Origin of the sequence: Sphingomonas paeninsulae (assembly GCF_003660165.1) — a bacterium.
Taxonomy (GTDB): domain Bacteria; phylum Pseudomonadota; class Alphaproteobacteria; order Sphingomonadales; family Sphingomonadaceae; genus Sphingomonas_O; species Sphingomonas_O paeninsulae.
Genome location: NZ_CP032829.1, coordinates 2022992 through 2042953 on the forward strand (window position 1 = coordinate 2022992; position 19962 = coordinate 2042953).

The 19962-nt window shown below is 60.7% G+C and carries 22 protein-coding genes and 1 pseudogene; 8 read left to right on the forward strand and 15 right to left on the reverse strand.

What is annotated here, in order from left to right; genetic code table 11:
* Positions 1–52: 52 nt before the first annotated feature.
* The 4 genes and pseudogenes from D3Y57_RS15340 to D3Y57_RS15355 form a co-directional block, all read right to left on the reverse strand.
* A pseudogene (locus D3Y57_RS15340) lies at positions 53–846 on the reverse strand (SDR family NAD(P)-dependent oxidoreductase).
* Positions 843–1295 carry a nuclear transport factor 2 family protein gene (locus tag D3Y57_RS15345; RefSeq protein WP_121153969.1) on the reverse strand — a complete coding sequence of 151 codons (453 nt, stop codon included), beginning with the start codon at positions 1293–1295 and terminating at the stop codon, positions 843–845. The pseudogene D3Y57_RS15340 and the gene D3Y57_RS15345 overlap by 4 nt, the downstream one beginning before the upstream one ends.
* Complete coding sequence (locus D3Y57_RS15350; RefSeq protein WP_121153971.1) at positions 1292–2470, reverse strand: sulfotransferase family protein; 1179 nt, start codon at positions 2468–2470, stop codon at positions 1292–1294. Before D3Y57_RS15350 ends, D3Y57_RS15345 begins: the two co-directional genes overlap by 4 nt.
* 16 nt (positions 2471–2486) lie before the next feature.
* The gene (locus D3Y57_RS15355) at positions 2487–3260 is read right to left on the reverse strand and encodes an SDR family NAD(P)-dependent oxidoreductase (RefSeq protein WP_121153973.1); all 774 of its coding nucleotides are present in this window, start codon (positions 3258–3260) and stop codon (positions 2487–2489) included.
* 180 nt (positions 3261–3440) lie between these two features.
* Between D3Y57_RS15355 and D3Y57_RS15360 the strand changes: the two genes are divergently transcribed.
* From D3Y57_RS15360 to D3Y57_RS15395, 8 genes are read left to right on the forward strand one after another with little or no spacing between them, the layout of a single operon-like run.
* The gene (locus D3Y57_RS15360) at positions 3441–4232 is read left to right on the forward strand and encodes an SDR family NAD(P)-dependent oxidoreductase (protein WP_121153975.1); all 792 of its coding nucleotides are present in this window, start codon (positions 3441–3443) and stop codon (positions 4230–4232) included.
* Between the two features lie 2 nt (positions 4233–4234).
* Positions 4235–4996 (forward strand): SDR family NAD(P)-dependent oxidoreductase, encoded by a 762-nt coding sequence (locus D3Y57_RS15365; RefSeq protein WP_121153977.1) that lies wholly within the window; start codon positions 4235–4237, stop codon positions 4994–4996.
* 10 nt (positions 4997–5006) lie between these two features.
* Positions 5007–5555 carry a nuclear transport factor 2 family protein gene (locus D3Y57_RS15370; protein ID WP_121153980.1) on the forward strand — a complete coding sequence of 183 codons (549 nt, stop codon included), beginning with the start codon at positions 5007–5009 and terminating at the stop codon, positions 5553–5555.
* Positions 5552–6793 carry an NADH:flavin oxidoreductase gene (locus D3Y57_RS15375; protein WP_121153982.1) on the forward strand — a complete coding sequence of 414 codons (1242 nt, stop codon included), beginning with the start codon at positions 5552–5554 and terminating at the stop codon, positions 6791–6793. The genes D3Y57_RS15370 and D3Y57_RS15375 overlap by 4 nt, the downstream gene beginning before the upstream one ends.
* The gene (locus tag D3Y57_RS15380) at positions 6783–7562 is read left to right on the forward strand and encodes an SDR family oxidoreductase (protein ID WP_121153984.1); all 780 of its coding nucleotides are present in this window, start codon (positions 6783–6785) and stop codon (positions 7560–7562) included. The genes D3Y57_RS15375 and D3Y57_RS15380 overlap by 11 nt, the downstream gene beginning before the upstream one ends.
* 17 nt (positions 7563–7579) lie before the next feature.
* Positions 7580–8674: a DUF1214 domain-containing protein gene (locus D3Y57_RS15385; RefSeq protein WP_121156036.1), complete on the forward strand. Its 1095-nt coding sequence runs from the start codon at positions 7580–7582 to the stop codon at positions 8672–8674.
* Entirely contained in the window at positions 8667–9137 is a 471-nt protein-coding gene (locus D3Y57_RS15390; protein ID WP_121153986.1) for a nuclear transport factor 2 family protein, read from the forward strand. The genes D3Y57_RS15385 and D3Y57_RS15390 overlap by 8 nt, the downstream gene beginning before the upstream one ends.
* Positions 9134–10288, forward strand: a complete 1155-nt coding sequence (locus tag D3Y57_RS15395) for an acyl-CoA dehydrogenase family protein (RefSeq protein WP_239025884.1) — start codon at positions 9134–9136, stop codon at positions 10286–10288. Before D3Y57_RS15390 ends, D3Y57_RS15395 begins: the two co-directional genes overlap by 4 nt.
* Positions 10289–10306: 18 nt before the next feature.
* Here the strand turns inward: D3Y57_RS15395 and D3Y57_RS15400 are convergent, their stop codons facing one another.
* The 11 genes from D3Y57_RS15400 to D3Y57_RS15450 are packed head-to-tail and all read right to left on the reverse strand — an operon-like array spanning position 10307 to position 19961.
* Positions 10307–11056 (reverse strand): SDR family oxidoreductase, encoded by a 750-nt coding sequence (locus D3Y57_RS15400; protein ID WP_121153990.1) that lies wholly within the window; start codon positions 11054–11056, stop codon positions 10307–10309.
* A gap of 30 nt (positions 11057–11086) precedes the next feature.
* The gene (locus tag D3Y57_RS15405) at positions 11087–12289 is read right to left on the reverse strand and encodes a thiolase family protein (protein WP_121153992.1); all 1203 of its coding nucleotides are present in this window, start codon (positions 12287–12289) and stop codon (positions 11087–11089) included.
* Complete coding sequence (locus tag D3Y57_RS15410) at positions 12282–12671, reverse strand: nuclear transport factor 2 family protein (protein ID WP_121153994.1); 390 nt, start codon at positions 12669–12671, stop codon at positions 12282–12284. The genes D3Y57_RS15405 and D3Y57_RS15410 overlap by 8 nt, the downstream gene beginning before the upstream one ends.
* Before the next feature lie 2 nt (positions 12672–12673).
* Positions 12674–13141, reverse strand: coding sequence for a MaoC family dehydratase (locus D3Y57_RS15415; RefSeq protein WP_121153996.1), 468 nt, complete (start codon positions 13139–13141; stop codon positions 12674–12676).
* Positions 13138–13920 carry an SDR family oxidoreductase gene (locus D3Y57_RS15420; RefSeq protein ID WP_121153998.1) on the reverse strand — a complete coding sequence of 261 codons (783 nt, stop codon included), beginning with the start codon at positions 13918–13920 and terminating at the stop codon, positions 13138–13140. The genes D3Y57_RS15415 and D3Y57_RS15420 overlap by 4 nt, the downstream gene beginning before the upstream one ends.
* Positions 13921–15084 (reverse strand): acyl-CoA dehydrogenase family protein, encoded by a 1164-nt coding sequence (locus tag D3Y57_RS15425; RefSeq protein WP_121154000.1) that lies wholly within the window; start codon positions 15082–15084, stop codon positions 13921–13923.
* Between the two features lie 3 nt (positions 15085–15087).
* Positions 15088–16005: an SDR family oxidoreductase gene (locus D3Y57_RS15430; RefSeq protein WP_121154002.1), complete on the reverse strand. Its 918-nt coding sequence runs from the start codon at positions 16003–16005 to the stop codon at positions 15088–15090.
* Positions 16005–16625 (reverse strand): LbetaH domain-containing protein, encoded by a 621-nt coding sequence (locus D3Y57_RS15435; RefSeq protein ID WP_239025885.1) that lies wholly within the window; start codon positions 16623–16625, stop codon positions 16005–16007. The genes D3Y57_RS15430 and D3Y57_RS15435 overlap by 1 nt, the downstream gene beginning before the upstream one ends.
* 45 nt (positions 16626–16670) lie before the next feature.
* On the reverse strand, positions 16671–17822 hold the full coding sequence (locus tag D3Y57_RS15440; RefSeq protein WP_121154006.1) for an acetyl-CoA C-acetyltransferase: 1152 nt from the start codon (positions 17820–17822) through the stop codon (positions 16671–16673).
* Positions 17815–18798, reverse strand: coding sequence for an acyl-CoA dehydrogenase family protein (locus tag D3Y57_RS15445; protein ID WP_121154008.1), 984 nt, complete (start codon positions 18796–18798; stop codon positions 17815–17817). Before D3Y57_RS15445 ends, D3Y57_RS15440 begins: the two co-directional genes overlap by 8 nt.
* Before the next feature lie 11 nt (positions 18799–18809).
* Positions 18810–19961: an acyl-CoA dehydrogenase family protein gene (locus tag D3Y57_RS15450; RefSeq protein WP_121154010.1), complete on the reverse strand. Its 1152-nt coding sequence runs from the start codon at positions 19959–19961 to the stop codon at positions 18810–18812.
* Position 19962 lies beyond the last annotated feature (1 nt).

Below are 19962 nucleotides of genomic sequence, written 5' to 3' on the forward strand. Positions count from 1 at the left end.
TCTACTGTACCGGCTGCCGTAACCCGGCAGCCGGATTCTTTCGGTTGGCCGGTCAGTGACCACCGTCGACACAGATATCGATCGCGTTGACGAAATTGGCTCGCGGATCGGCGAAGAAGGCTACGGCATGGGCGATGTCTGCGGGTGTACCGATGCGACCGACAAAGTTCGTTGTCAGTTCCTGTTCCGCTCGTGCCTTGATCGTGTCCCAGTCATCGCCCCAGTTCTGATCGCTGGCGATTCTTCGAATCCATGCGTCCGGACCGTTTGAAAATGTCAGGCCGGGACTGACGCTGTTGGCCGTGACCCCGTGTTCGCCAGCGCCAGTGCCAGCGAGCGGGTCAGCGAACGGATCGCCGTTTTGGACGCCTGATAATCGGGAATGACGGCTAGCGGCGTATCGACCGACACGCTCGACAGGTTGATGATCCGCCCCCATCCGGCTGCCTTCATATCCGGCACACACGACCGGATCAGACGGACCATCGATCCGACGTTAGAATTATAGGTCGCCATCCACTCATCCGGCGTCGCATCCAGCCATTCGGCCTGACCGTTGCCTGCCGACTCACCACCGGCATTGTTGACGAGAATATCGATGCCCCCCATCACCGCCTTGGCCTGAGCGATCACATCTGCGGCGCCATCATCGTCGGAGAGTGAGCCGACAGCAGCATGAGCGCGGCCCAGCTTCGCTACTGCTGCCTGGGCTGCCTCCAGCCGAACCCGGTCGCGTCCGTGCAGGCAAACCTCTGCACCGTCCGCAGCCAGTCTTTCGGCAATACCTTGCCCAAGGCCGGAACTCGATCCCGTGACGAGCGCGCGTTTGCCAGCGAGCGGCTTCATCCTTCAAATTCCAGCTTAACGCGCGTAAGGCGCGTAGCCGACATCAGCCAGCGGCCGCCCACGCGCTGGTAACGGTCATGATAATGACCCCAGCCGTGCATCCTGCCTGCTGGCATCACCGGGTTTCCAGCCGGCACCCAGAGCCAGTCCTCCATCGACCAGATGCCCACGGCCTCGTCCTCGTTCAGAACGTCGATCCGTGGCATATATCCAAAGTGCGCGGTCTTCACGCCAGCCAGCACATAGGCGTTGTTCTGGGCGAATTCCCTGGGATCGTTTGAGAGGAGGTCGGGGTTATGCGGCTCTACTGCATCGCGCATGTCGGTTTCTGCATCGGCGGTGAAAACCTTCACCAGCCCGTCCCAGTCCTGCTCGTCGATGCAGCGAAAATACTCCGCCTTCGTGCGCGCGATATCCTCGATCGCGGTCAACCGATCGATCGCGTTCATGCCGGCACCGGAGCATCGAGAAACGCTGCGCGATAATCGGCGAAATCACGTTCGACTTCTGGTTTTGTAAGGCCAAAATCCTCCAGCGCATATTTGTGCGGCGCCCGATCTTCGCGGCGATTGGCTTCGACCCAATCCTCCATCCCGGCAACGATTTCGGGCGTCAGCGCAATCCCCGCCTCCGCCAGCACGCGCTTGCCCTGTTCGATCGGGTGGGTCGTCAGGTCGGTATAGCGGACGTCGATGAAGTCGGCGCTGCCCGCTTTGGCCCGGATCGACATGAACAGGTCGAGCAGTTCAGCCAGCCGCTTTTCCCAGAACGCGCCGATCCGCTCACGATCGACCGTGGATGCCATGTGGTAAAGCGTCGTCATCATCGAACAGTATGACGGCACAGTGGCAACCGGATCGCGATGCGTCATCACGATCTTTGCGCCGGGGAAAGTCTCCAGAACGCCATCCAGCGCCATCAGGTGGCCGGGCGTCTTCAGCACCCATTTTGCACCCTTGCGACGCTTGTCCTGCCATTGCAGCGACTGGAGGATTTCCTTCAGATCCTTGTAGCAGCGCGTGCGGCTGTTCTCGATCAACCAGCGCGCATAGCTCGGCACATAATACATGCCCTCGATCATCGTGCTGGAAAACATCAGGCCCATGATGATCAGCTCTTCGTCCGATTGATCGATGTTCATCGGATGGATCGACATCAGATCGGGTGCATGGACGAGCATGTAATCCAGATAAGACTTGGCGGCGGCGCGGCGCGGTTCCGGGTCGCCGGGGGCTTCACCGGGGAAGGGCGCATAATTCTGGCATTCCCACCATTTCACGCCGGTCATCCCCGGCGCGGACGACAACATACGGTGAAGCATGGTGCTTCCTGTACGCGGCAGACCGACAACGACGGCCGCGACTTCGACCTTTTCTTCCAGAATCTCGGGATGGCGTTTTATCAGATCGACATGGCGCAATCGATTGACGAGTGCGGTCACGATCATCGTATGCGCGCCCGCCGCACCGACTGCGGTCAGTTCCGACTCGGTGTTGAGGATGGGAATAAGCGCATCGAGATTTTCGAAAATCCAGGGATCGCCGAAATCATTGAGTCCTGCAGTTTGCTGCGCTTCGGCGGCGAGAATAGCCCGATCGGGAACTTGGGCAAAGTTATTGGTCATTATAATACTCCTGAAATCAGACGCCGTAGCCGCCGGCGACGGCAAGCTGCTGGCCTGTGGTGTAGGCGGCGCGATTGGATGCGAGAAAGGTAACGGCGTGGCCGATTTCTTCGGATTTGCCCCAGCGCTTGAGCGGAAGTGCCTTTTGAACCTCAGCAACCCAGGTCTCATCGAATGAACCATTGGCGAGGAGGTCGTGGAACATGCCCGCGTCGATCACGCCGACCAGCACCGTGTTGGCACGAATGCCATAGCGGCCTTCCTCCTTGGCGATGCCGCGAACGAGCGATTCGTTTGCTGCCTTGGGCGCGACCGAAAGGCCGTCCCGTTCCGGCCAGTGGAGATCGCCTGCCGAGCCAAGATGTACGAAAGATCCGCCACCAGCGGACCGGAAGTGCGGGATCAACGCCTGTGTCGCGGCAAAAAAACCATGAACCTCGACATCGATCGCACGCTTCCATTTCTCCAGTGGGGTTTCTGAAAGATGGACCTGATCGACCAGCGGCCCGGCTGCCCAAACCATCGTGTGAATCCGCGAGTGTGCGGCGATAGCGCCATCGCGCGCTGCCTCCAGACTGGCGGGATCGGTGGCATCTGCCGCGTGCAGCGAAACCTTGCGCCCAAAGCCGCGGAATTCCTCCGCCAGCTTTTCAGCAACATCGCGTTTCGACCGATAGCATAAGGCGATATCGCTGCCGGCGCGGGCGAGTTCGCGAGCGGAGGCCGCTCCGAGTCCGCCGGTCCCGCCCATTATCATCGCTGCGCCTGCTGGAAAAAGCTGTTCGACCATTTCAAATCCCCTCGTTTCAGGTGCCCCTGCTTGCGCGATGCGCAGCGGTGCCCGTCTTGTTATGATGAATTGCAGATCGAAACACGGAAATCAACACGCATAACTTGACAGAGGGGCGATCGGCATTGAAGATTGCGTAAGAGAGCCGACGATAGTTGGTCATTATATGGAGAGCGCGAAATGGCACGATTGGCGGGGAAAGTTGCGATCATCAGTGGTGCGGCGCAGGGCATGGGTGCCGCCACGGCCCGCCTGTTCGCAGCCGAGGGCGCGAAGGTCGTTCTGGGCGACGTTCTGGTTGACAAGGGCGAGGCTGTCGCTGCCGAGATCGGTGAGAACGCATTGTTCGTAAAGCTTGACGTGCGCGACGAAGGCGATTGGGCAAAGATCGTGGCGAAGGCGACCGAGCGTTTCGGCAAGCTCGATATTCTGGTCAACAACGCAGCCATCACCCACTTCGGTGCCGCAGAGGATCTTCGAAAGGAGGATGCCGAGCGTGTTCTGGGCATCAATGTCATCGGCACGATGATGGGTGTGAAGCATGCAGTTCCCGCACTCAAGGCAAATGGCAGCGGTGTCATCGTCAACATCTCGTCGGTCGATGGAATGCGGGGGTGCAATGGCCTTGTCGCTTATACGGCCAGCAAATGGGCGGTACGCGGAATGAGCAAGTCGTACGCATATGAATATGGCCCGTTCGGTATCCGCGTCGTCTCGATCCATCCGGGCGGCGTAAACACCGAAATGGGCAACCCAGGGGGTGAAAGCGTGGCAGACGTCAACAACCGGTCTTTCCGGCGTGTGCCGCTCCAGCGCATCGGCGAGCCCGAAGAAATCGCGCGCACTACTTTGTTCGTGTGCAGCGACGACGCCAGTTACATCACTGGCGCGGAAATCGCGGTCGATGGCGGCTGGACTGCCGGGCACTACGAACCAGCATTGCCGGGTGCGCCTGCGCACTTGCAGGGCTGATCATGGCAGAGCTTTCTGGAAAAGTGGCGATCGTCACGGGGTCGGGGCAGGGCGTTGGGCGTGGCATCGCGCTTGCGCTCGCCCGTGCAGGTGCTGCGGTGGCGATCGTGGGCCGACGGGTCGAGAATACAAGCGCGGTAGCCAAAGAGATCGAAGCTCTTGGGGTGCGCTCTGCGGCGTTCCAGTGCGATGTTAAGGACGCGGCCTCGATCCAGTCGCTTGTTGCCAGCGTGTCGAGACAGTTGGGCGGGATCGATATTCTCGTCAACAATGCACAGCAAGTGCCGCTTGGGCCGTTGCTGTCCATTGAGGACGAAGCGTTTCAGGCGGGGTTCGCTTCGGGGCCGTTGGCGACGCTGCGCCTTATGAAGGCGTGCCATCCTTTTCTTAAACGGAGTGGGGAGGGGGTTATCGTCAACCTTGCAACCTCTGCGGCGGTGCGCTGGGATATGAGCGGTTATGGAGCCTATGGCGCTGTGAAAGAGGCGACGCGCATCCTGACGCGCGCGGCAGCGGCGGAATGGGGACCCGATGGTATCCGTGTGCTGACGATCGCCCCACATGCGGACTCGCCCGCATTGAAAGGCTGGGTCGAAAGCAGGCCAGAGGAAGCGGCGGCATTCTTTGAAACCATCCCGCTACGTCGCATTGGCCGCTGCGAGGAAGATATCGGAGCGGCAGTCGCGGCGCTTTGCGGGCCAGCCTTCTCTTATTTCACCGGTGCCACCGTCCCGCTCGACGGCGGTCAGGCGAATTTCGATTGATGACCGGGGCATGACTTATTCCCGTGCAGAGGTAGAGGTCGCAATCGCCGGGTTGCGCGATGCGTTTGTCGAAGCCGAACGACGCAATCAATGGTCGTGGCTGGCCGATGCCTTTTATCACGAAGATTGCATCTACGAATGCCCATATGGTGGCGTAATGCCGGTGCGGGCCGAGGGGCGAGAAGCAATTCGCCGCACACATTACGGTCGCGACATGGATGTCGGGTCGGGGTGGGCCGGGTGGACCTTTCCGATACTCGACTGGGCGATAGAGGGCGACCGCATCACCAGTCATTGGGTGAACCGTGGCCCCGGTGTTCGTCCCGATGGCGGCTTTTACGAAACGCACGGCGTGTCGTTCATAACCTATGGCGGCGAAGGTAAGTTCTCGCACCAATATGATCTTTTCGACATCGCGCATCAGATGGCGCTTTGTGATGAACTCGACAGTGCCGGTCTGTTGGCACCCGCGCTGCGTAGCGAATGGGTGGAACCGATGAAGCAGCGGATCGTGGCCATGCTTTCGGGAACCCCGGTCGCATTGGAGGTCCATCGATGAACACCGCTTTTTCGCCTGTCACCATTGGCCCGGTGACGTTGCGCAACCGCTTTATACGGTCAGGCGCAAACGAGATGATGGCGCGGCGGTCGCTGCCGACGCATGCGTTGCTTGAATTTCATCGGCAGCTTGCCGAAGGCGGCATCGGCATGACGACGCTCGCTTATGTCGCGGTGTCTCGCGATGGCCGGACTTTCGCCAGTCAGGGCGTGCTCGACGATGCGGCGATACCGCATTACCGCGCGGTCACTGACGCGGTTCATGCGGCGGGGGCGCTTGCTTCTGCGCAGATCACGCACGGCGGCAGCTTCGTTCAGCACAAGGAGCTTTCGACGAAGCGCGCAATGTCGTCGAGCGGCGGGATCGACAAGATGGGTGTCCTCATGGGCCGGTGGTTCCAGCGTGCAATGACTCGTGCCGACATGGATCAGGTTCGGGACGAATTCGTTGCTGCTGCGCGGCGAGCCGTGATTGCCGGGTTCGATGCGGTCGAACTCCACATGGGGCATGGCTATCTGCTCAATCAATATATTTCGCCGCTATCGAACAAACGACGTGACGAATACGGCGGCACGGCCGAAAAACGGGTGCGCTTCCCGGCAGAGGTTCTGGCGGCGGTAAAAGTCGCAGTGGGCGATCGCATCGCTGTCCTTGCCAAGATCAACCTGTACGATGGCGCAAAGGGCGGGGCCACGGTCGAGGATGGCATCGTTACGGCGCGAGCACTGGAAGCAGCAGGCGTCGACATGATCGTCATGTCGGGTGGGCGGAACATCGAATCCAGTTACGTGATGTTCTCCAGTCCGTTGCCTTATGACGATCTCGCCGCGATGCAGCCGGGTTTGCTCGCCAAGATCCAGTTCAAACTACTGAAAATGGCAACGCCGAAGACGGTGAAATTTTCGGAACTCTATTTCATCGAGGCCGCACGTCGTGTTCGGGCTGCTGTCAAATGCAAGCTTGGCTATCTCGGCGGCGTGCTTTCGCTGGACGCGGCTGAACGAACGCTCGACGAAGGCTTTGATGCGATCGTGATGGCGCGTGCACTGGTCCATGATCCGGCACTGGTGAACCGCTTTCGTGCCGACGCCAATCATCGCTCTGGCTGCACTGCCTGCAACCGCTGCGTCGCGCTTATGTACGGGCCGGCCGGAACCTATTGCCCAGTCACAAACAACCCGATCGATCCAATTCTAAACAAAACACCAGCGGGAGAGGAATTACATTATGCTGCTTAAAGACAAGGTAATCATCATCAGCGGAGTCGGCCCCGGAATGGGCCAGTCTCTCGCCAAACTCGCAGCAGCAGAGGGTGCCAAAGTAGGCCTCGGTGCGCGTAACAAGGCGTTCCTTGACGAGGTCGTGGCCGAAATTAAAGCCAGCGGTGGTGAGGCGATTGCACTGTCCACCGACGTGACAAATGCCGGTCAGTGCCAGGCGCTGGCCGACGCGACCGAAAAAGCATTCGGGCGCATCGATGGCCTCGTCAATTCGGCGTATATGCACGGCGAATGGTTGCCGACCGACGTTGCGAATGCCGAGGAGTTCACCGACGTATTCAACGTCAACTGTGCCGGCGCGCTGCGCATGGCTCAGGCATGCCTGCCCGCCATGAAAAAGGCTGGCGGCGGTGCGATCGTCAATGTGTCCACGATGTCGACGGTCAATCCATTCCCGGGCGAGGGGGCCTATTCCGCCGGTAAAGGCGGCCTCAACGCTCTGACGCGGCACATGGCGAAGGATTTCGGCAAGCATGGTATTCGCGTTAACGTGACACGTATGGGCTGGATCGGTGGCGCTCCCGTTTGGGGTCATATCGAACGCGAAGTCGCCACGGGCCGCAATCGGGACGAGGTCATTGCGGAAATAACCGACCGGATTCCGATCGGCATCATTCCACCAGAGGAGGATTGCGCAAAAGCGGTCCTGTTCATGGTATCCGATTATTCCAAGGTGGTGGCTGGCGCGTCGCTCGACGTGAACGGCGGTCAGTATATGGCGCCATGAGCGCGCAGGAGGCTGCAATGGGCGACACAGCAGAACATCGCGTCGCGTCAGGGAAAACCTGGCGCGACTTCTGCCAAAAGCTTGAAGCGATCGGCGAGACGGTGCTCAGCACCGAACTCGCCGGTTCGCCGATCGATCAGGCAGAGGGCTATCGCTATCTCAGTCGCCTGACGCGGATCGCGCTCGATATGCATGTCGAGAATGCCGACACCGATTTCCCCGGCTTCTATGCGGCCTCGCATCCGACTGCGAAGATCGGGGCGGATAATCCCGACAACATTTACATGAACGCGTCGATCAGCGGTGCGCAGCGATACCGCATCACCGGCAAGCGCGGTGGCGTGCCAATCTTGAGCTTCGGCACTAAGGCGAACCGTTACGCTATCGATGGCACAATGGCTTCCACGGGTGAAATCGACGCAGCGGACATGGTTTTTGCCGAGGATGGCAGTTTCGAGATCATTGTCAGCAAGACCCATGCAAATGGCAATTGGCTCCCGCTGGCCGATGATTCTTCGATGCTGCTTGTTCGCCAGACGTTTCTGGACCGGGACAACGAGCCGCCTGCGACAATCTCAATCGAAGCACTCGATGCTCCGCGCGAGACGCCGGAACCGCTGACAGCAGCGAAGCTGGAACAGGGACTGCAACGCGCGGCAGCTTTCGTTGAGGGGACTGCCAAGACATTCCTTCAATGGACCGAAATGCTTCAGGGTGAGCAACTCAACCAGATTGCCACCACCGACCAGACGATGTTCTACAAGGCTGGCGGCGACCCGACGATCTTCTATCTGCACGGATATTGGAAACTGGCGGAGGGTGAGGCGCTGGTGATCGAGACGCCGATCCCGGATTGCACGTTCTGGAATTTCCAGTGCGACAATATCTGGTTCGAATCGCTCGATTATCGGCACCATAAAGTGCATGTGAACAAGCATACGGCAAAGCTGAATGCGGATGGATCTGTAACCATCGTGGTTGCGGCGCGTGACCCCGGCTACGGTAACTGGATCGATACCGCGGGCCATGAACACGGCACGATGCTGCTGAGATGGACGGGGGCGACCGAGCATCCGGTGCCCAAAACAAAGGTAGTAAAAATCGATGGCTGACCTTGAAACCCGTATCGCGCGACTGGAGGCGGAAAGCGACATCCGCCGTCTTAAGGCGCGTTATCTGAACGCCTGCGACGCAAAGGACGTGGACGCGATCCGCGCCTGCTTCACGCCCGACGCCGAACTGGATTATCAGCCGCTCGGTAAGTTCGGGCCGGATAGCCTGATCGAAGCTTTCACGACGATCGCGCTTCACAGCCCGATTGTCGATGTGCACCAGATCCACAATGGTGAGATCGAGATTATCGACGCCGATCACGCCAGCGCACGGTGGAGTCTTGGGTTTTCCACCTATGATCCGCGCGAGGGAAGTTTCCGGCTGATGGGTGGCTTTTACTATGATGAATATATTCGCACGGCGAATGGCTGGCGCGTTTCGAAATCGCGACATGAACCACGCACGATCATCGATGGCACGATCGGGGCCGACGGAGTGACCGCGAAATCGCTGTTGCCGTGAGTGGTTTGCTGGATGAGGCACGGGCGTGGCTTTCGGCTGCGCTCGACGGCCCATTCGCCGATGTGCGTGGAATTGCCGATCTCAGCAGCGCCTATGATCGACGTCGGGAATGGGAACTGAAACTGGGTGCGGCCGGTCTCGGCGCAATCGGCTGGCCGGTCGAACATGGCGGTCGCGGAGCCACCATCGCCGATCAGGTGGCGGTGGCTCAGGAATATGCGGCTCTGCGCGCGCCCTCCCGTATCGCCCATGTCGGCGTCGAACTGGCTGGCCCGACCATTATCGCGTTCGGCAGTGACGCGCAAAAAGCGCGTTTCCTGCCAGGTATCGCGTCGGGGCGTGAGCTTTGGGCACAAGGCTATTCCGAACCCAACGCCGGGTCTGACCTTGCCAATGTGCGTACCCGCGCTCGGCTGGAGGATGGTCGCTGGATCATCGACGGGCAAAAGATATGGACCTCGCTCGGTATGATCGCCGACTGGGCGTTCGTCGTAGTGCGCACCGAAGAGGGTAGCCGCGGTCCAAAGGGGCTGTCCTATCTGCTCGTTCCACTCGATCAGCCGGGCATCGTGCGTCGGCCTATTCGTCAGATGACCGGCGATGCCGAATTTGCCGAACTGTTCTTCGATGGCGCGGTGACCGACGCAGACAATATCGTGGGCGAGGCGGGGCAGGGCTGGGCCATCGCTATGGCGACACTGGGCTTCGAACGCGGCGTTTCCACGGTCGTGCAACAGATGCAGTTCGGGAATGAACTTGCCGCGTTGATCGAGGTCGCCCGCGCCAACGGCAAGGCACGCGATCCGATCATCAGGCAACGGATCGCGGACGCATGGATCGGGCTTGAGCTGATGCGCCACGGCCTGCTTCGCACGCTGTCCGACGAAGCGACCGAAGATCTCGGCAACGAGGCACTGACCTCGAAACTTTACTGGTCGCGCTGGCACCGCGCGCTCGGTGATCTCGCGATGGATGTGCAGGGGCTCGCTGGCGAGGTTGCGCAGGGGAATGACTATCACTTCGGCGCGCTAACGCAGATGCATCTCGCATCGCGCGCAGACACGATTTACGCAGGGGCGAGCCAGATCCAGCGCAACCTCATCGCCGAACGTGGGCTTGGTTTGCCAAGGGAACCGCGCGGGACCGTCTGATCCCGCGCGGTATTATCTTCACCGCGCCACGTAGCCGCCATCGATAGCGAGCGGGTGGCCGGTGATGAAACTGGCCTTGTCCGATACCAGAAATACAACGCCGTCGGCGATTTCGCGCGCTTCGCCCATCCGGTTCATTGGATGCATTTGCGCCATAAATGCCTTTGATTGCGGATCGAGCGAATCCGATTCCGTCATGGGGGTAGAGATCGCTCCAGGGCAAACGCAGTTCACCCTTATGCCTTCGGCCGCATAGCGCATGGCCGCCGATCGCGTCAGGCCGACCACGGCATGTTTGCTGCTGCAATAGCCTGCGCCTGCCAGTCCCGTCAGCCCTGCGACCGAAGCAGTGTTGACGATAGCGCCCGATTTTTGCGGGGCCATGTGCTTCAGTTCGGCCGCCATGCACAGCATCACGCCGCGCTGGTTCACGGCCACGACCTTTTCATAAACATCAACCGATTCCCAAGGCGTGGTCATGTCCTCGAGCGACACGCCAGCATTGTTAAACGCAATGTCGAGCCTGCCCCATTTGGCGACCACGCCGTCTACCGCAGCGGTGACAGCCGCCTGATCGGTAACATCCAGCGTGATCGCATAGGCCTCGCCTCCCGCAGCGACGATTGTGGCTACGGTATCAGCGGCGCCCTTCAAGTCGGAGACAGCAACTTTCGCGCCTTCTTCGGCAAATGCGATTGCAGTTGCCGCGCCGATCCCACCGGCTCCGCCCGTGACGAACGCGATTCTGCCCTCCAGCAACTTGTTCATAGCTAATCCTCTCTTTTTATAATTTATTGTTCAGACGATTTCGAACAAGCCAGCCGCACCCATGCCGCCGGCGATGCACATCGACACGACAACCCATCGCGCGCCACGACGGCGACCCTCGATCAGTGCATGGCCGACAAGTCTGCTGCCGGTCATGCCGAATGGATGGCCAAGCGCGATGCCACCGCCATCGACGTTGAGCTTGGCATCGTCGATGCCGAGTTTGTCGCGGCAATAAAGAGCCTGACTGGCAAAGGCTTCGTTAATTTCCCAAAGGTCGATATCGCCAACCTTCAACCCGGCCCGTGCGAGGAGTTTGGGTATCGCAAAGACTGGCCCAATCCCCATTTCTTCTGGCGCACAGCCTGCAACCTGCATCCCGCGGTAAACGCCGAGGATGGGCAACCCTTCTGCTTCTGCGATATGCCGCGCGACGATGACCTGAGCGGACGCGCCGTCAGAAAGCTGGCTGGCGTTGCCTGCCGTGATGTGTTGGCCCTGCTTGATGATCTCGCCGTCTTTATAGACAGGCTTTAACGCAGAAAGGCTTTCCACCGTGGTGTCGGCGCGAATACCTTCGTCCCGATCCAGCGTTACGCTCTGGTGGCCTGCTGCGGTGCCGTCCTTTTCGAACAAGGCTTTTTCCACCGTGATCGGTACGATCTCGTCGGCAAAGCGGCCTTCGGCCTGTGCGGCGGCTGCGCGATGCTGGCTTTGTGCCGAAAACCGATCCTGTGCTTCGCGGCTGATGCCGTATTTTTCAGCAACGATTTCCGCTGTCTCGATCATCGGGATATAGGCGTGTGGTTCGGCGGCGATCACTGCCTGACTGCGATTGCGATAGGTCGATGCGTGTTTGTTCAGCGTCAACGAGATCGACTCGACACCGCCCGCCACTGCAACGTCGATGTCGTCAGCCATGATCGACCGTGCAGCAAGCGCGACGGCGGTCAGGCCCGACCCGCATTTGCGATCCAGCGCGAAGCCGGGGACGCTCTGGCCCAACCCGGCAGTCGCAGCGGTCAGCCGTCCGATATTATAGCTCTGGGTGCCCGATTGCGTACCGACGCCCATGAAAATGTCGTCGATCCGCGACGGGTCGATACCCGCCCGCGCGACGGCGGCACGCACCGCATGGCCCGACAGGACGGGCGCTTCGGTGTCGTTGAGCGCGCCACGATAGGCGCGGCCGATACCCGTCCGCGCAGTCGAAACGATCACTGCCTCACGCATGAGGAGCAGCCCCCTGACTGAAGTTGCCTGGACCGAAATACGCCCGCATCGAAACCACTTTGCCAGCGTCGTTGAATTCGAACACGTCGATCACGTCGATCTGCATGGGAGAATCGTTGATCGCGAGCTTAACTGAGAAAGCGAATGCTGCGGAATTGCCAGCGATCCTGACCGGACCCTCAAGATGCAGTTTCGCACCAGTCTCCATCGACTTTGCATAGAAGCCATAGATGGCATCGTGTCCGACATGCGGCGGCGAGCCGACCGGATCTTCGACCGTTGCATTGGCGGCAAAAAGATCCCGCACGGCGCTGGGATCGGCACGATCGAACGCGGCGACATAGGCGTGTACGGCGGCGGTCATTGCTTCAGGTGTAGGCATGGTTAGTCCTCCGGGTAATAACGGCTGATGGTTTCAACGATGCAGGCAGGCTTCGTTTCGCCGTCGATTTCGATTGTGATGCGAACGATCGACTGGATCGCGCCCTTGATTTCTTCGACCGAGACGACCTCGCCCCGTGCCCGGATGCGTGAACCGACCGGCACCGGAGACAGGAAACGCGTGCGATCCGAACCGACGTTCACGCCATGGCTGAAGCCGCGCACGTCGATCAGCTTCGGCAGGAAATCATTGGCCAGCGACAGCGTCAGATAGCCGTGAGCGATCGTCTTTCCGAACGGACCGGCGGCGGCGCGCTCTGGATCGACATGGATCCACTGGTGATCGTTCGTTGCGTCCGCGAACTTGTCGATCCGCTGCTGGTCGATTTCAAGCCAGTCCGTGGGGCCGAACTCCATGCCTTCCCGACCGACAAGGGCACGCGGCGAGAAAAAGACCGTTGGTTCCTTCATGCTCTTTGACTTGAGACGGAGAGTATTTCGCCCGTCATGTAACTGGCGAGATCGCTGGCGAGAAAGATCATCACGTTCGCTATCTCCCAAACCTCTGCCGGGCGACCGAACGCTTCACGCGCAGACAGTTCGGCGAGCAATTCGTCACTGGTCACTTTGGCAAGGAACGCGTGCATCGCGATCGACGGCGCGACGGCATTGATGCGGACGCCATGGGCCGCCGCCTCTATTGCAGAACAACGCGTAAAGGCCATCACGCCTGCCTTGGCCGCAGCATAATGCGCCTGACCCTCTTGCGCGCGCCAGCCCAGGACTGAAGCGTTGTTGACCACCGCTCCGGCACCGCGTTCGTACATATGCGGCAGAAAGGCACGGCTCATCCGCATGACAGAGGTGAGCGTTACATCGATCACCCGCGACCATTCCGCGTCGGTCATCGCAACCACGCTCGCGGTGCCGCCCAGACCGGCATTGTTGATCAGGACATCGACATGACCAAGCTCACGCAGCGCTGCGGCCAGCAAGCCCTGCACGGCATCCTCACTGGTCACGTCGCACACCACAGTCACCGGGCGCTTGCCGGTTTCCGCAGCGATACGGTCAGCCGCTTCACCGAGGCGACGTTCGTGGAAATCGCTCATCAACACCGTCGCGCCTTCTTCGGCAGCGCGTTTGGCTGCGGAGAAGCCGATGCCGGTGCCGGCTGCGGCGGTGACCACGACGGTCTTGCCGGCAAGCAGATTGTGGCTGGTGGGATAGGGTGGAACGGTGCGGCTCATTCAGACATGCTCCGGTTGGTCGATCGCAGGATCGATGATTGTGCGCGCAATCGCCTCCCGATGTTCGGCAGGTGAGCCGAGCATCGTCGAGGAGGAGCGGGCGCGCTTGAAAAACAGATGGGCGTGGTGTTCCCAGGTGAAGCCGATGCCGCCATGCAGCTGGATGGCATCGGATGCGCAGGTCAGGAATGCGTCGCTGCAATAACTGCGCGCTCCCGATGCGGCGCTTTCGAAGTCGCCATCTTCCGCAATCGCCCGCGCGGCCCAGTCGGACGCGGATCGGGCATAGTCGACGAGCAGCTTCATATCGGCGAGCCGGTGTTTGACCGCCTGAAACGACCCGATGGTGCGTCCGAACTGAACGCGATCCTTTGCGTAAGCGACCGTTTCTTCCAGTGACCGTGTCGCGCCACCCAGTTGTTCGGCCGCGAGCAGCCCTGCCGCGCCGATCAGCGTGCGATGAAGCGCAGGCCCAGCCTCTCCGACTGCGCCCAACAACTGGCTCTCATCGACCGTAACATTGTCGAAGCACACCGTGGTATAGGGACGCGTCAGATCGAGGCTGACAACGCGCTTAACCGACAGGCCCGGCGTATCGACGGGCAGCGCAATAAGTGTCAGGCCATCCCATCCAGATGTACCAGGACGACGCGCGGCGACGATCAACAGCGTGGCAACATGACCGAACGGCACATAATGAGCCTCGCCCGCCAACACCCATTGCCCGTCTTTTAGATCTATCTGTGGTCCAACACCGTCCGGAGCCGACACCCCCGACGACGCCAGCATCGCCAGCGTCGCAATCGTCTCTCCAGTGGAAATCCCACTGAGCAGTTTCCTGCGCTGATCGGCCGTTGCGGTCGCCGTAATCGCGCGGCCTGCCAGAACCACGCTTTCGAACCACGGGATAGGCGCAAGCGTCCGCCCCAGTTCTTCCAATATCAGGGCCTGCTCGATCGCGCCGAGTCCGATGCCACCGTCCTCTTCCGCTATTCCCGCGCCCGCAAAGCCCAGCTCACTGGCGAACCCCCGCCACAGCTCTTCGTCCCAGCCAGCAGTGCCGTCGACCGTGCGACGCAGCTGTTCGAACCCTGCATTCTCCTGCAGATAGTCCCGCGCAGCATCGCGAACCGCAACCTGTTCGTCAGTGAGTGTCAGTGCCATGGATCAGCCGGTGCCATAAACCGGCTTGGCGGTGGTGCGACCGGCGACCAGTGCGGCCACGATCCCGCCAACTTCATCCGCCGCAAGCCGCCGCCCGACATCGGAAGAGATCGGGCCATCGGTCCAGCCCTCTGCAATGCGGATCGTGCCGCCGAACGGTTCGAACACCTGGCCGGTTACGCCGCCGGATTGCTCGCTCGCCAGCCAGGCGACCAGTGGTGCGGTATTTTCAGGCGCATAGGGGTCGAATGCCGATTCCTGCGCGCTTGTCATCGTGTCGGCAAACGCCGTCATCGTCATCCGCGTGCGCGCGTTCGGCGCGAGTGCGTTGGCGGTTATGCCATAGCGTGCCAGTTCGGCGGATTGCACCAGTGTCAGCGCGGCGATGCCTGCCTTTGCGGCGGAATAGGCGCTCTGGCCGATGCTACCCTGCAATCCCGCGCCCGACGACGTGTTGACGATGCGCGCATCCACAGGCGTTCCTGCTTTTTGCTGGGCGCGCCAGTAATCGACGGCGTGGCGGCTTGTGCAGAAATGCCCGCGCAAATGGACGCGGGTCACGGCATCCCATTCCTCTGGTGTGCACGAAACGAACATGCGGTCCCGCACGAACCCGGCGTTGTTGATGACCGCGTGCAGCGTCCCGAACGCATCGACCGCCGACTGGACGAGCGCGCGTGTCTGGTCCCAGTCGGCCACATCGGCGGTGTTGGCTATCGCTTCGCCACCGGCGGCGCGAATTTCCTCAACCACCTTGTCCGCAGCGCCCATGGTCTCGCCCGCTTCGCCATGCGTGCCGACGCCAAGATCGTTCACGATCACTTTTGCACCTTCGGCGGCAAGGCCGAGCGCATAGGCACGGCCTAGCCCTCCGCCTGCGCCCGTCACGATCACGACCCGGCCGTTACAAATACCCGCCATCAGTTCTGCCTTTTCATTTCTTCGAATTCTCGTGTGCGTTGTTCGCGCAGCGCGGCCGTCGGGCCGCTCAATCGTACCGAAACCGCGTCCGAACGCAGTCGCCGCCGATCCGGCTCGACTTCGGTCAGGGGCGGCGTTTCGATAAAATCGACAAGCGCCTCGCGTGCCAGCCGCTGATATTCGCCGCCGCCGTCGTTGCGCCACGATATCTGGTGCGCCTCGAAAGTACGGACGATGCTCGCCGGATTACCAGCGACAAGGCTGCGCGTCGGGGTGATGGTATCGGACTTTACCAGCGCCAGCGCGGCTACCAGATTTTCCGCGCCGATCTGAGCATGGTCAAGCACCACCGCGTTCATGCCGACAAGCGTGTTCTCACCGATCGTTGCGCCGTGGATGATCGCGCCATGGCCGATCGTTGCCCCCCGACCGATGACCGTATCGCCATCGGCGGATGCGTGGATCGTCACACTATCCTGTATGCTGCTGTCGCCTTCGACCACGATCCGGCCAAAATCCCCACGCAGCGACGCGCCCGGAGCGATGAAACAGCCCGGCCCCACGATCACGTCGCCGATAAGGCTGGCGAGCGGATGGACATAGCTGGATGGGTCCACCACCGGAACGATCCCTTGATAGGCATAACAGGGCACCGTGAACCTGGCCTACAACCGCTCGATAATGGTGACGTTGGCTAGTCCGCCGCCCTCGCACATCGTTTGCATTCCATATCGACCGCCAGTGCGCTCCAGCTCGTAAAGCAGCGTCGTCATCAACCTTGCGCCGGTCGCGCCCAGCGGATGGCCCAGCGCGATCGCGCCGCCGTTGACGTTGACCTTTGAAAGGTCGGCGTCGAGTTCCTTGGCCCATGCCAGCACCACACTGGCGAACGCTTCGTTGATCTCGACCAGATCAATATCGGACAGCTTCAATCCCGTCTTCATCAGGGCGTGTCGTGTGGCTGGGATCGGGGCCGTCAGCATGAAAATTGGGCTGTCGCCACGGACAGTCAGGTGATGGATGCGCGCGCGTGGTTTAAGGCCGTGATCCTTCACCGCCTGTGCGCTGGCGATCAGGACTGCAGCGGCCCCATCGGCGATCTGGCTGGATATGCCCGCCGTGATGATTCCACCCTCGCGGACGGTCTTCAGCCCTGCCAGTCCCTCGACGGTCGTGCCGCGTCGCACTGTTTCGTCCTGCGCAAAAGCGCCGACGGGGATGATCTGGCTGTCGAACCGGCCTTCATCGATGGCCCGTTCGGCGCGGGCGTTGGATTCGGCGGCGAACCGTTCCATGTCCTGTCGGCTGATATCCCAGGTCGTTGCGATCTTTTCAGCCGCGTAAATCTGGTTGACCTCTTCGTCGCCATAGCGCGCTTTCCACGCGGGAGAGAGCGAGAATGGCGTGTCATGACCATAGGCCTGACCGGCGTACATTGCCGCAGAGATCGGAATGGCGTTCATGTTCTGGACGCCGCCAGCGATGATAAGATCCTGTGTGCCGGACATCACGGCCTGCGCTGCAAAATGAATGGCCTGTTGCGAAGATCCGCATTGACGGTCGATCGTCACGCCGGGAACCGATTCCGGGTAGCCCGCTGCCAGCCAGCAACTCCGCCCGATATTGCCTGCCTGCGGACCGACGGCATCGACGCAGCCCCAGATCACATCATCGACAGCGGCGGGATCGATACCCGTGCGATCGACGATTGCCGTAATCGGGATCGCACCCAGATCGGCGGAATGCCATTCTGCAAGGCTTCCCTTTTTACGACCTGTGGGCGTGCGGATTGCGTCGATGATATAGGCTTCAGGCATTGTTTAACTCGCTTGCGAAAACAGTGTCGGGTCCGATCGTCATGCCGCGGCCGATCACCGCTGCTTCGATACGGCGGAGATGGAAGGCGCGATCACCCCATGCGCCAGCCAATGCCCAGGCGCGTTTCATCCAAAAATGGAGATCGACTTCATAGGTATAGCCCATCGCACCATGAACCTGAATCGCAGTTTCGGCTGCCAGCATCGCGGCATCGGTGGCGGCGACCTTTGCATGGCTGATTGCGACCGCCGTGCGCGCATGGCCGTGTTCTGCTGCATAGGCCGCACGCAACACAACTGGTCGGGCGAATTCCACCTTCACGGCAACCGTCGCAAGGTGATGCTTGATCGCCTGAAAACTGCCGATTGCCTGACCGAATTGTTCGCGTGTTTTTGCGTATTCGGTGGATATTGCCAGCATGGCTTCGGCACCGCCAAGCATCTGGGCTGCCGAAATCAGCGCGGCGCGGTTCAGCAAATTATCGTCCTCGGTGCTGAATACCGGCGCGAACAAACTGCGGAGCGGATCGATTCCGGTCAGTGCTTTTGCAACCGGCGGGACGGTCGTGCCACCGCTGGTATATAGTAAATCGGCTGTACCAAGATCGGCTATCCACGGATTGATCGGGTGCGCGAGTGCAATCTTCAGCGTGCCTGCCGCAACCTTCTCCTGCTCGGCAGGGGACAGGAGCGGAGCCGCGATCAATGCTGTGTCGGCGATCGGTTCGGACACATTGGCGCGACCCAGTTCGACCGCGACCAGTGCCGCCTCGATCAATCCAAGGCCCAGTCCGCCCTGTGCTTCGGGGACGAGCAACCCGGCCAGTCCCATGCCGACAAGGCCGCTCCAGACCGCATCGTCTGGCTCACGCTGGGCATCGCGCCTCCGCAACACCTCGGGGCCATGTTCGCCAGCCAGATAGTCGCGCACAGCGTTGCGCAATTCCTGTTGTTCTTCAGTGAGGCGGAAGTCCATTTACGCCTCCTTCAACGTGGCAAGCCGAGCAGACGCTCAGCGATAATGTTGCGCTGGATCTCGTTCGATCCTGCATAGATCGGACCGGAGAGCGAGAAGATATAGCCTTCCTGCCAAATGTTCGGGCCACCATCCGGCAATTGGGCAAGCTCGGCGGATGCGCCTAGCAAACTCATCGCCGCGCGGTGGGCGGCACGGTCCATCTCGGACCAGAAAATTTTGTTGAGACTGGCCTCTGCACCGATATGGCCGCCCGCCATCACGGTCGCCGCCACCGAATAGGTGTTAAGCGCATAGGCTTCCGCATCCATCCATGCCTGCAACACCGCCTCATGCGCCTGTGTCGATGCGGTGGCCGCATGTGCGCGATACAGGTCGACCAGCCGCGCCGCCATTGCCTGAAAACGGGCAGGGGAGCGCAGCATCAGGCCGCGTTCGAAACCAGCCGTTGCCATCGCGACGTTCCAGCCTTCGCCTTCGCCCGCGATCCGGTTTTCAACCGGCACCCGGACCTCGTCGAAGAAAATCTCTGCAAACCCAGTTTCTCCATGAAGCTGGCGGATCGGACGGATCGTCACGCCCGGCGTGTCGAGCGGCAGCAGAATGAACGACAGCCCCTTGTGACGTTTGCTGCCTTCTTCAGTACGGAACAGACCGAAGCACCAGTCGGCAAACGCCGCGCGGCTCGACCATGTTTTCTGGCCGGAAATCACATAATGATCGCCATCGCGCACTGCGCGGCTGCGGATCGCCGCCATGTCGGACCCGGCATTCGGTTCGGACCAAGCCTGCGCCCACATCTTTTCCCCGCTCGCCATTGGCGTCAGGAAACGGGCTTTTTGCTCGTCCGTGCCATATTCCATGATCGTGGGACCAAGCAGGAAGATGCCATTCTGATTGGCGCGAAGCGGTGCTCCGGCGCGCCAATATTCCTCTTCAAAGATCAGCCAGCGGATCAGGTCCAGCCCGCGTCCGCCATAAGCTTCGGGCCATGTCACCATGCCCCAGTTGCCTTCGGCCAGCGTGCGTTCCCATGCCACATGCTGCTCAAAGCCCTCTTGGCCCTCCAGCGTCTTGAGCGGAGTCTTGGGTACGTTCGCCGCCATCCATGCGCGAACCTCTGCGCGGAAGACCTGCTGTTCTGGCGTGTAGGTCAGGTCCATA

Excerpts from the sequence above, each read along its gene's own strand:
- D3Y57_RS15345 (WP_121153969.1), bottom strand. The coding sequence starts at position 1,295 with ATGAACGCGATCGATCGGTTGACCGCGATCGAGGATATCGCGCGCACG.
- D3Y57_RS15350 (WP_121153971.1), bottom strand. The coding sequence starts at position 2,470 with ATGACCAATAACTTTGCCCAAGTTCCCGATCGGGCTATTCTCGCCGCC.
- D3Y57_RS15355 (WP_121153973.1), bottom strand. The coding sequence starts at position 3,260 with ATGGTCGAACAGCTTTTTCCAGCAGGCGCAGCGATGATAATGGGCGGG.
- D3Y57_RS15360 (WP_121153975.1), top strand. The coding sequence starts at position 3,441 with ATGGCACGATTGGCGGGGAAAGTTGCGATCATCAGTGGTGCGGCGCAG.
- D3Y57_RS15365 (WP_121153977.1), top strand. The coding sequence starts at position 4,235 with ATGGCAGAGCTTTCTGGAAAAGTGGCGATCGTCACGGGGTCGGGGCAG.
- D3Y57_RS15370 (WP_121153980.1), top strand. The coding sequence starts at position 5,007 with ATGACTTATTCCCGTGCAGAGGTAGAGGTCGCAATCGCCGGGTTGCGC.
- D3Y57_RS15375 (WP_121153982.1), top strand. The coding sequence starts at position 5,552 with ATGAACACCGCTTTTTCGCCTGTCACCATTGGCCCGGTGACGTTGCGC.
- D3Y57_RS15380 (WP_121153984.1), top strand. The coding sequence starts at position 6,783 with ATGCTGCTTAAAGACAAGGTAATCATCATCAGCGGAGTCGGCCCCGGA.
- D3Y57_RS15385 (WP_121156036.1), top strand. The coding sequence starts at position 7,580 with ATGGGCGACACAGCAGAACATCGCGTCGCGTCAGGGAAAACCTGGCGC.
- D3Y57_RS15390 (WP_121153986.1), top strand. The coding sequence starts at position 8,667 with ATGGCTGACCTTGAAACCCGTATCGCGCGACTGGAGGCGGAAAGCGAC.
- D3Y57_RS15400 (WP_121153990.1), bottom strand. The coding sequence starts at position 11,056 with ATGAACAAGTTGCTGGAGGGCAGAATCGCGTTCGTCACGGGCGGAGCC.
- D3Y57_RS15405 (WP_121153992.1), bottom strand. The coding sequence starts at position 12,289 with ATGCGTGAGGCAGTGATCGTTTCGACTGCGCGGACGGGTATCGGCCGC.
- D3Y57_RS15410 (WP_121153994.1), bottom strand. The coding sequence starts at position 12,671 with ATGCCTACACCTGAAGCAATGACCGCCGCCGTACACGCCTATGTCGCC.
- D3Y57_RS15415 (WP_121153996.1), bottom strand. The coding sequence starts at position 13,141 with ATGAAGGAACCAACGGTCTTTTTCTCGCCGCGTGCCCTTGTCGGTCGG.
- D3Y57_RS15420 (WP_121153998.1), bottom strand. The coding sequence starts at position 13,920 with ATGAGCCGCACCGTTCCACCCTATCCCACCAGCCACAATCTGCTTGCC.
- D3Y57_RS15425 (WP_121154000.1), bottom strand. The coding sequence starts at position 15,084 with ATGGCACTGACACTCACTGACGAACAGGTTGCGGTTCGCGATGCTGCG.
- D3Y57_RS15430 (WP_121154002.1), bottom strand. The coding sequence starts at position 16,005 with ATGGCGGGTATTTGTAACGGCCGGGTCGTGATCGTGACGGGCGCAGGC.
- D3Y57_RS15440 (WP_121154006.1), bottom strand. The coding sequence starts at position 17,822 with ATGCCTGAAGCCTATATCATCGACGCAATCCGCACGCCCACAGGTCGT.
- D3Y57_RS15445 (WP_121154008.1), bottom strand. The coding sequence starts at position 18,798 with ATGGACTTCCGCCTCACTGAAGAACAACAGGAATTGCGCAACGCTGTG.
- D3Y57_RS15450 (WP_121154010.1), bottom strand. The coding sequence starts at position 19,961 with ATGGACCTGACCTACACGCCAGAACAGCAGGTCTTCCGCGCAGAGGTT.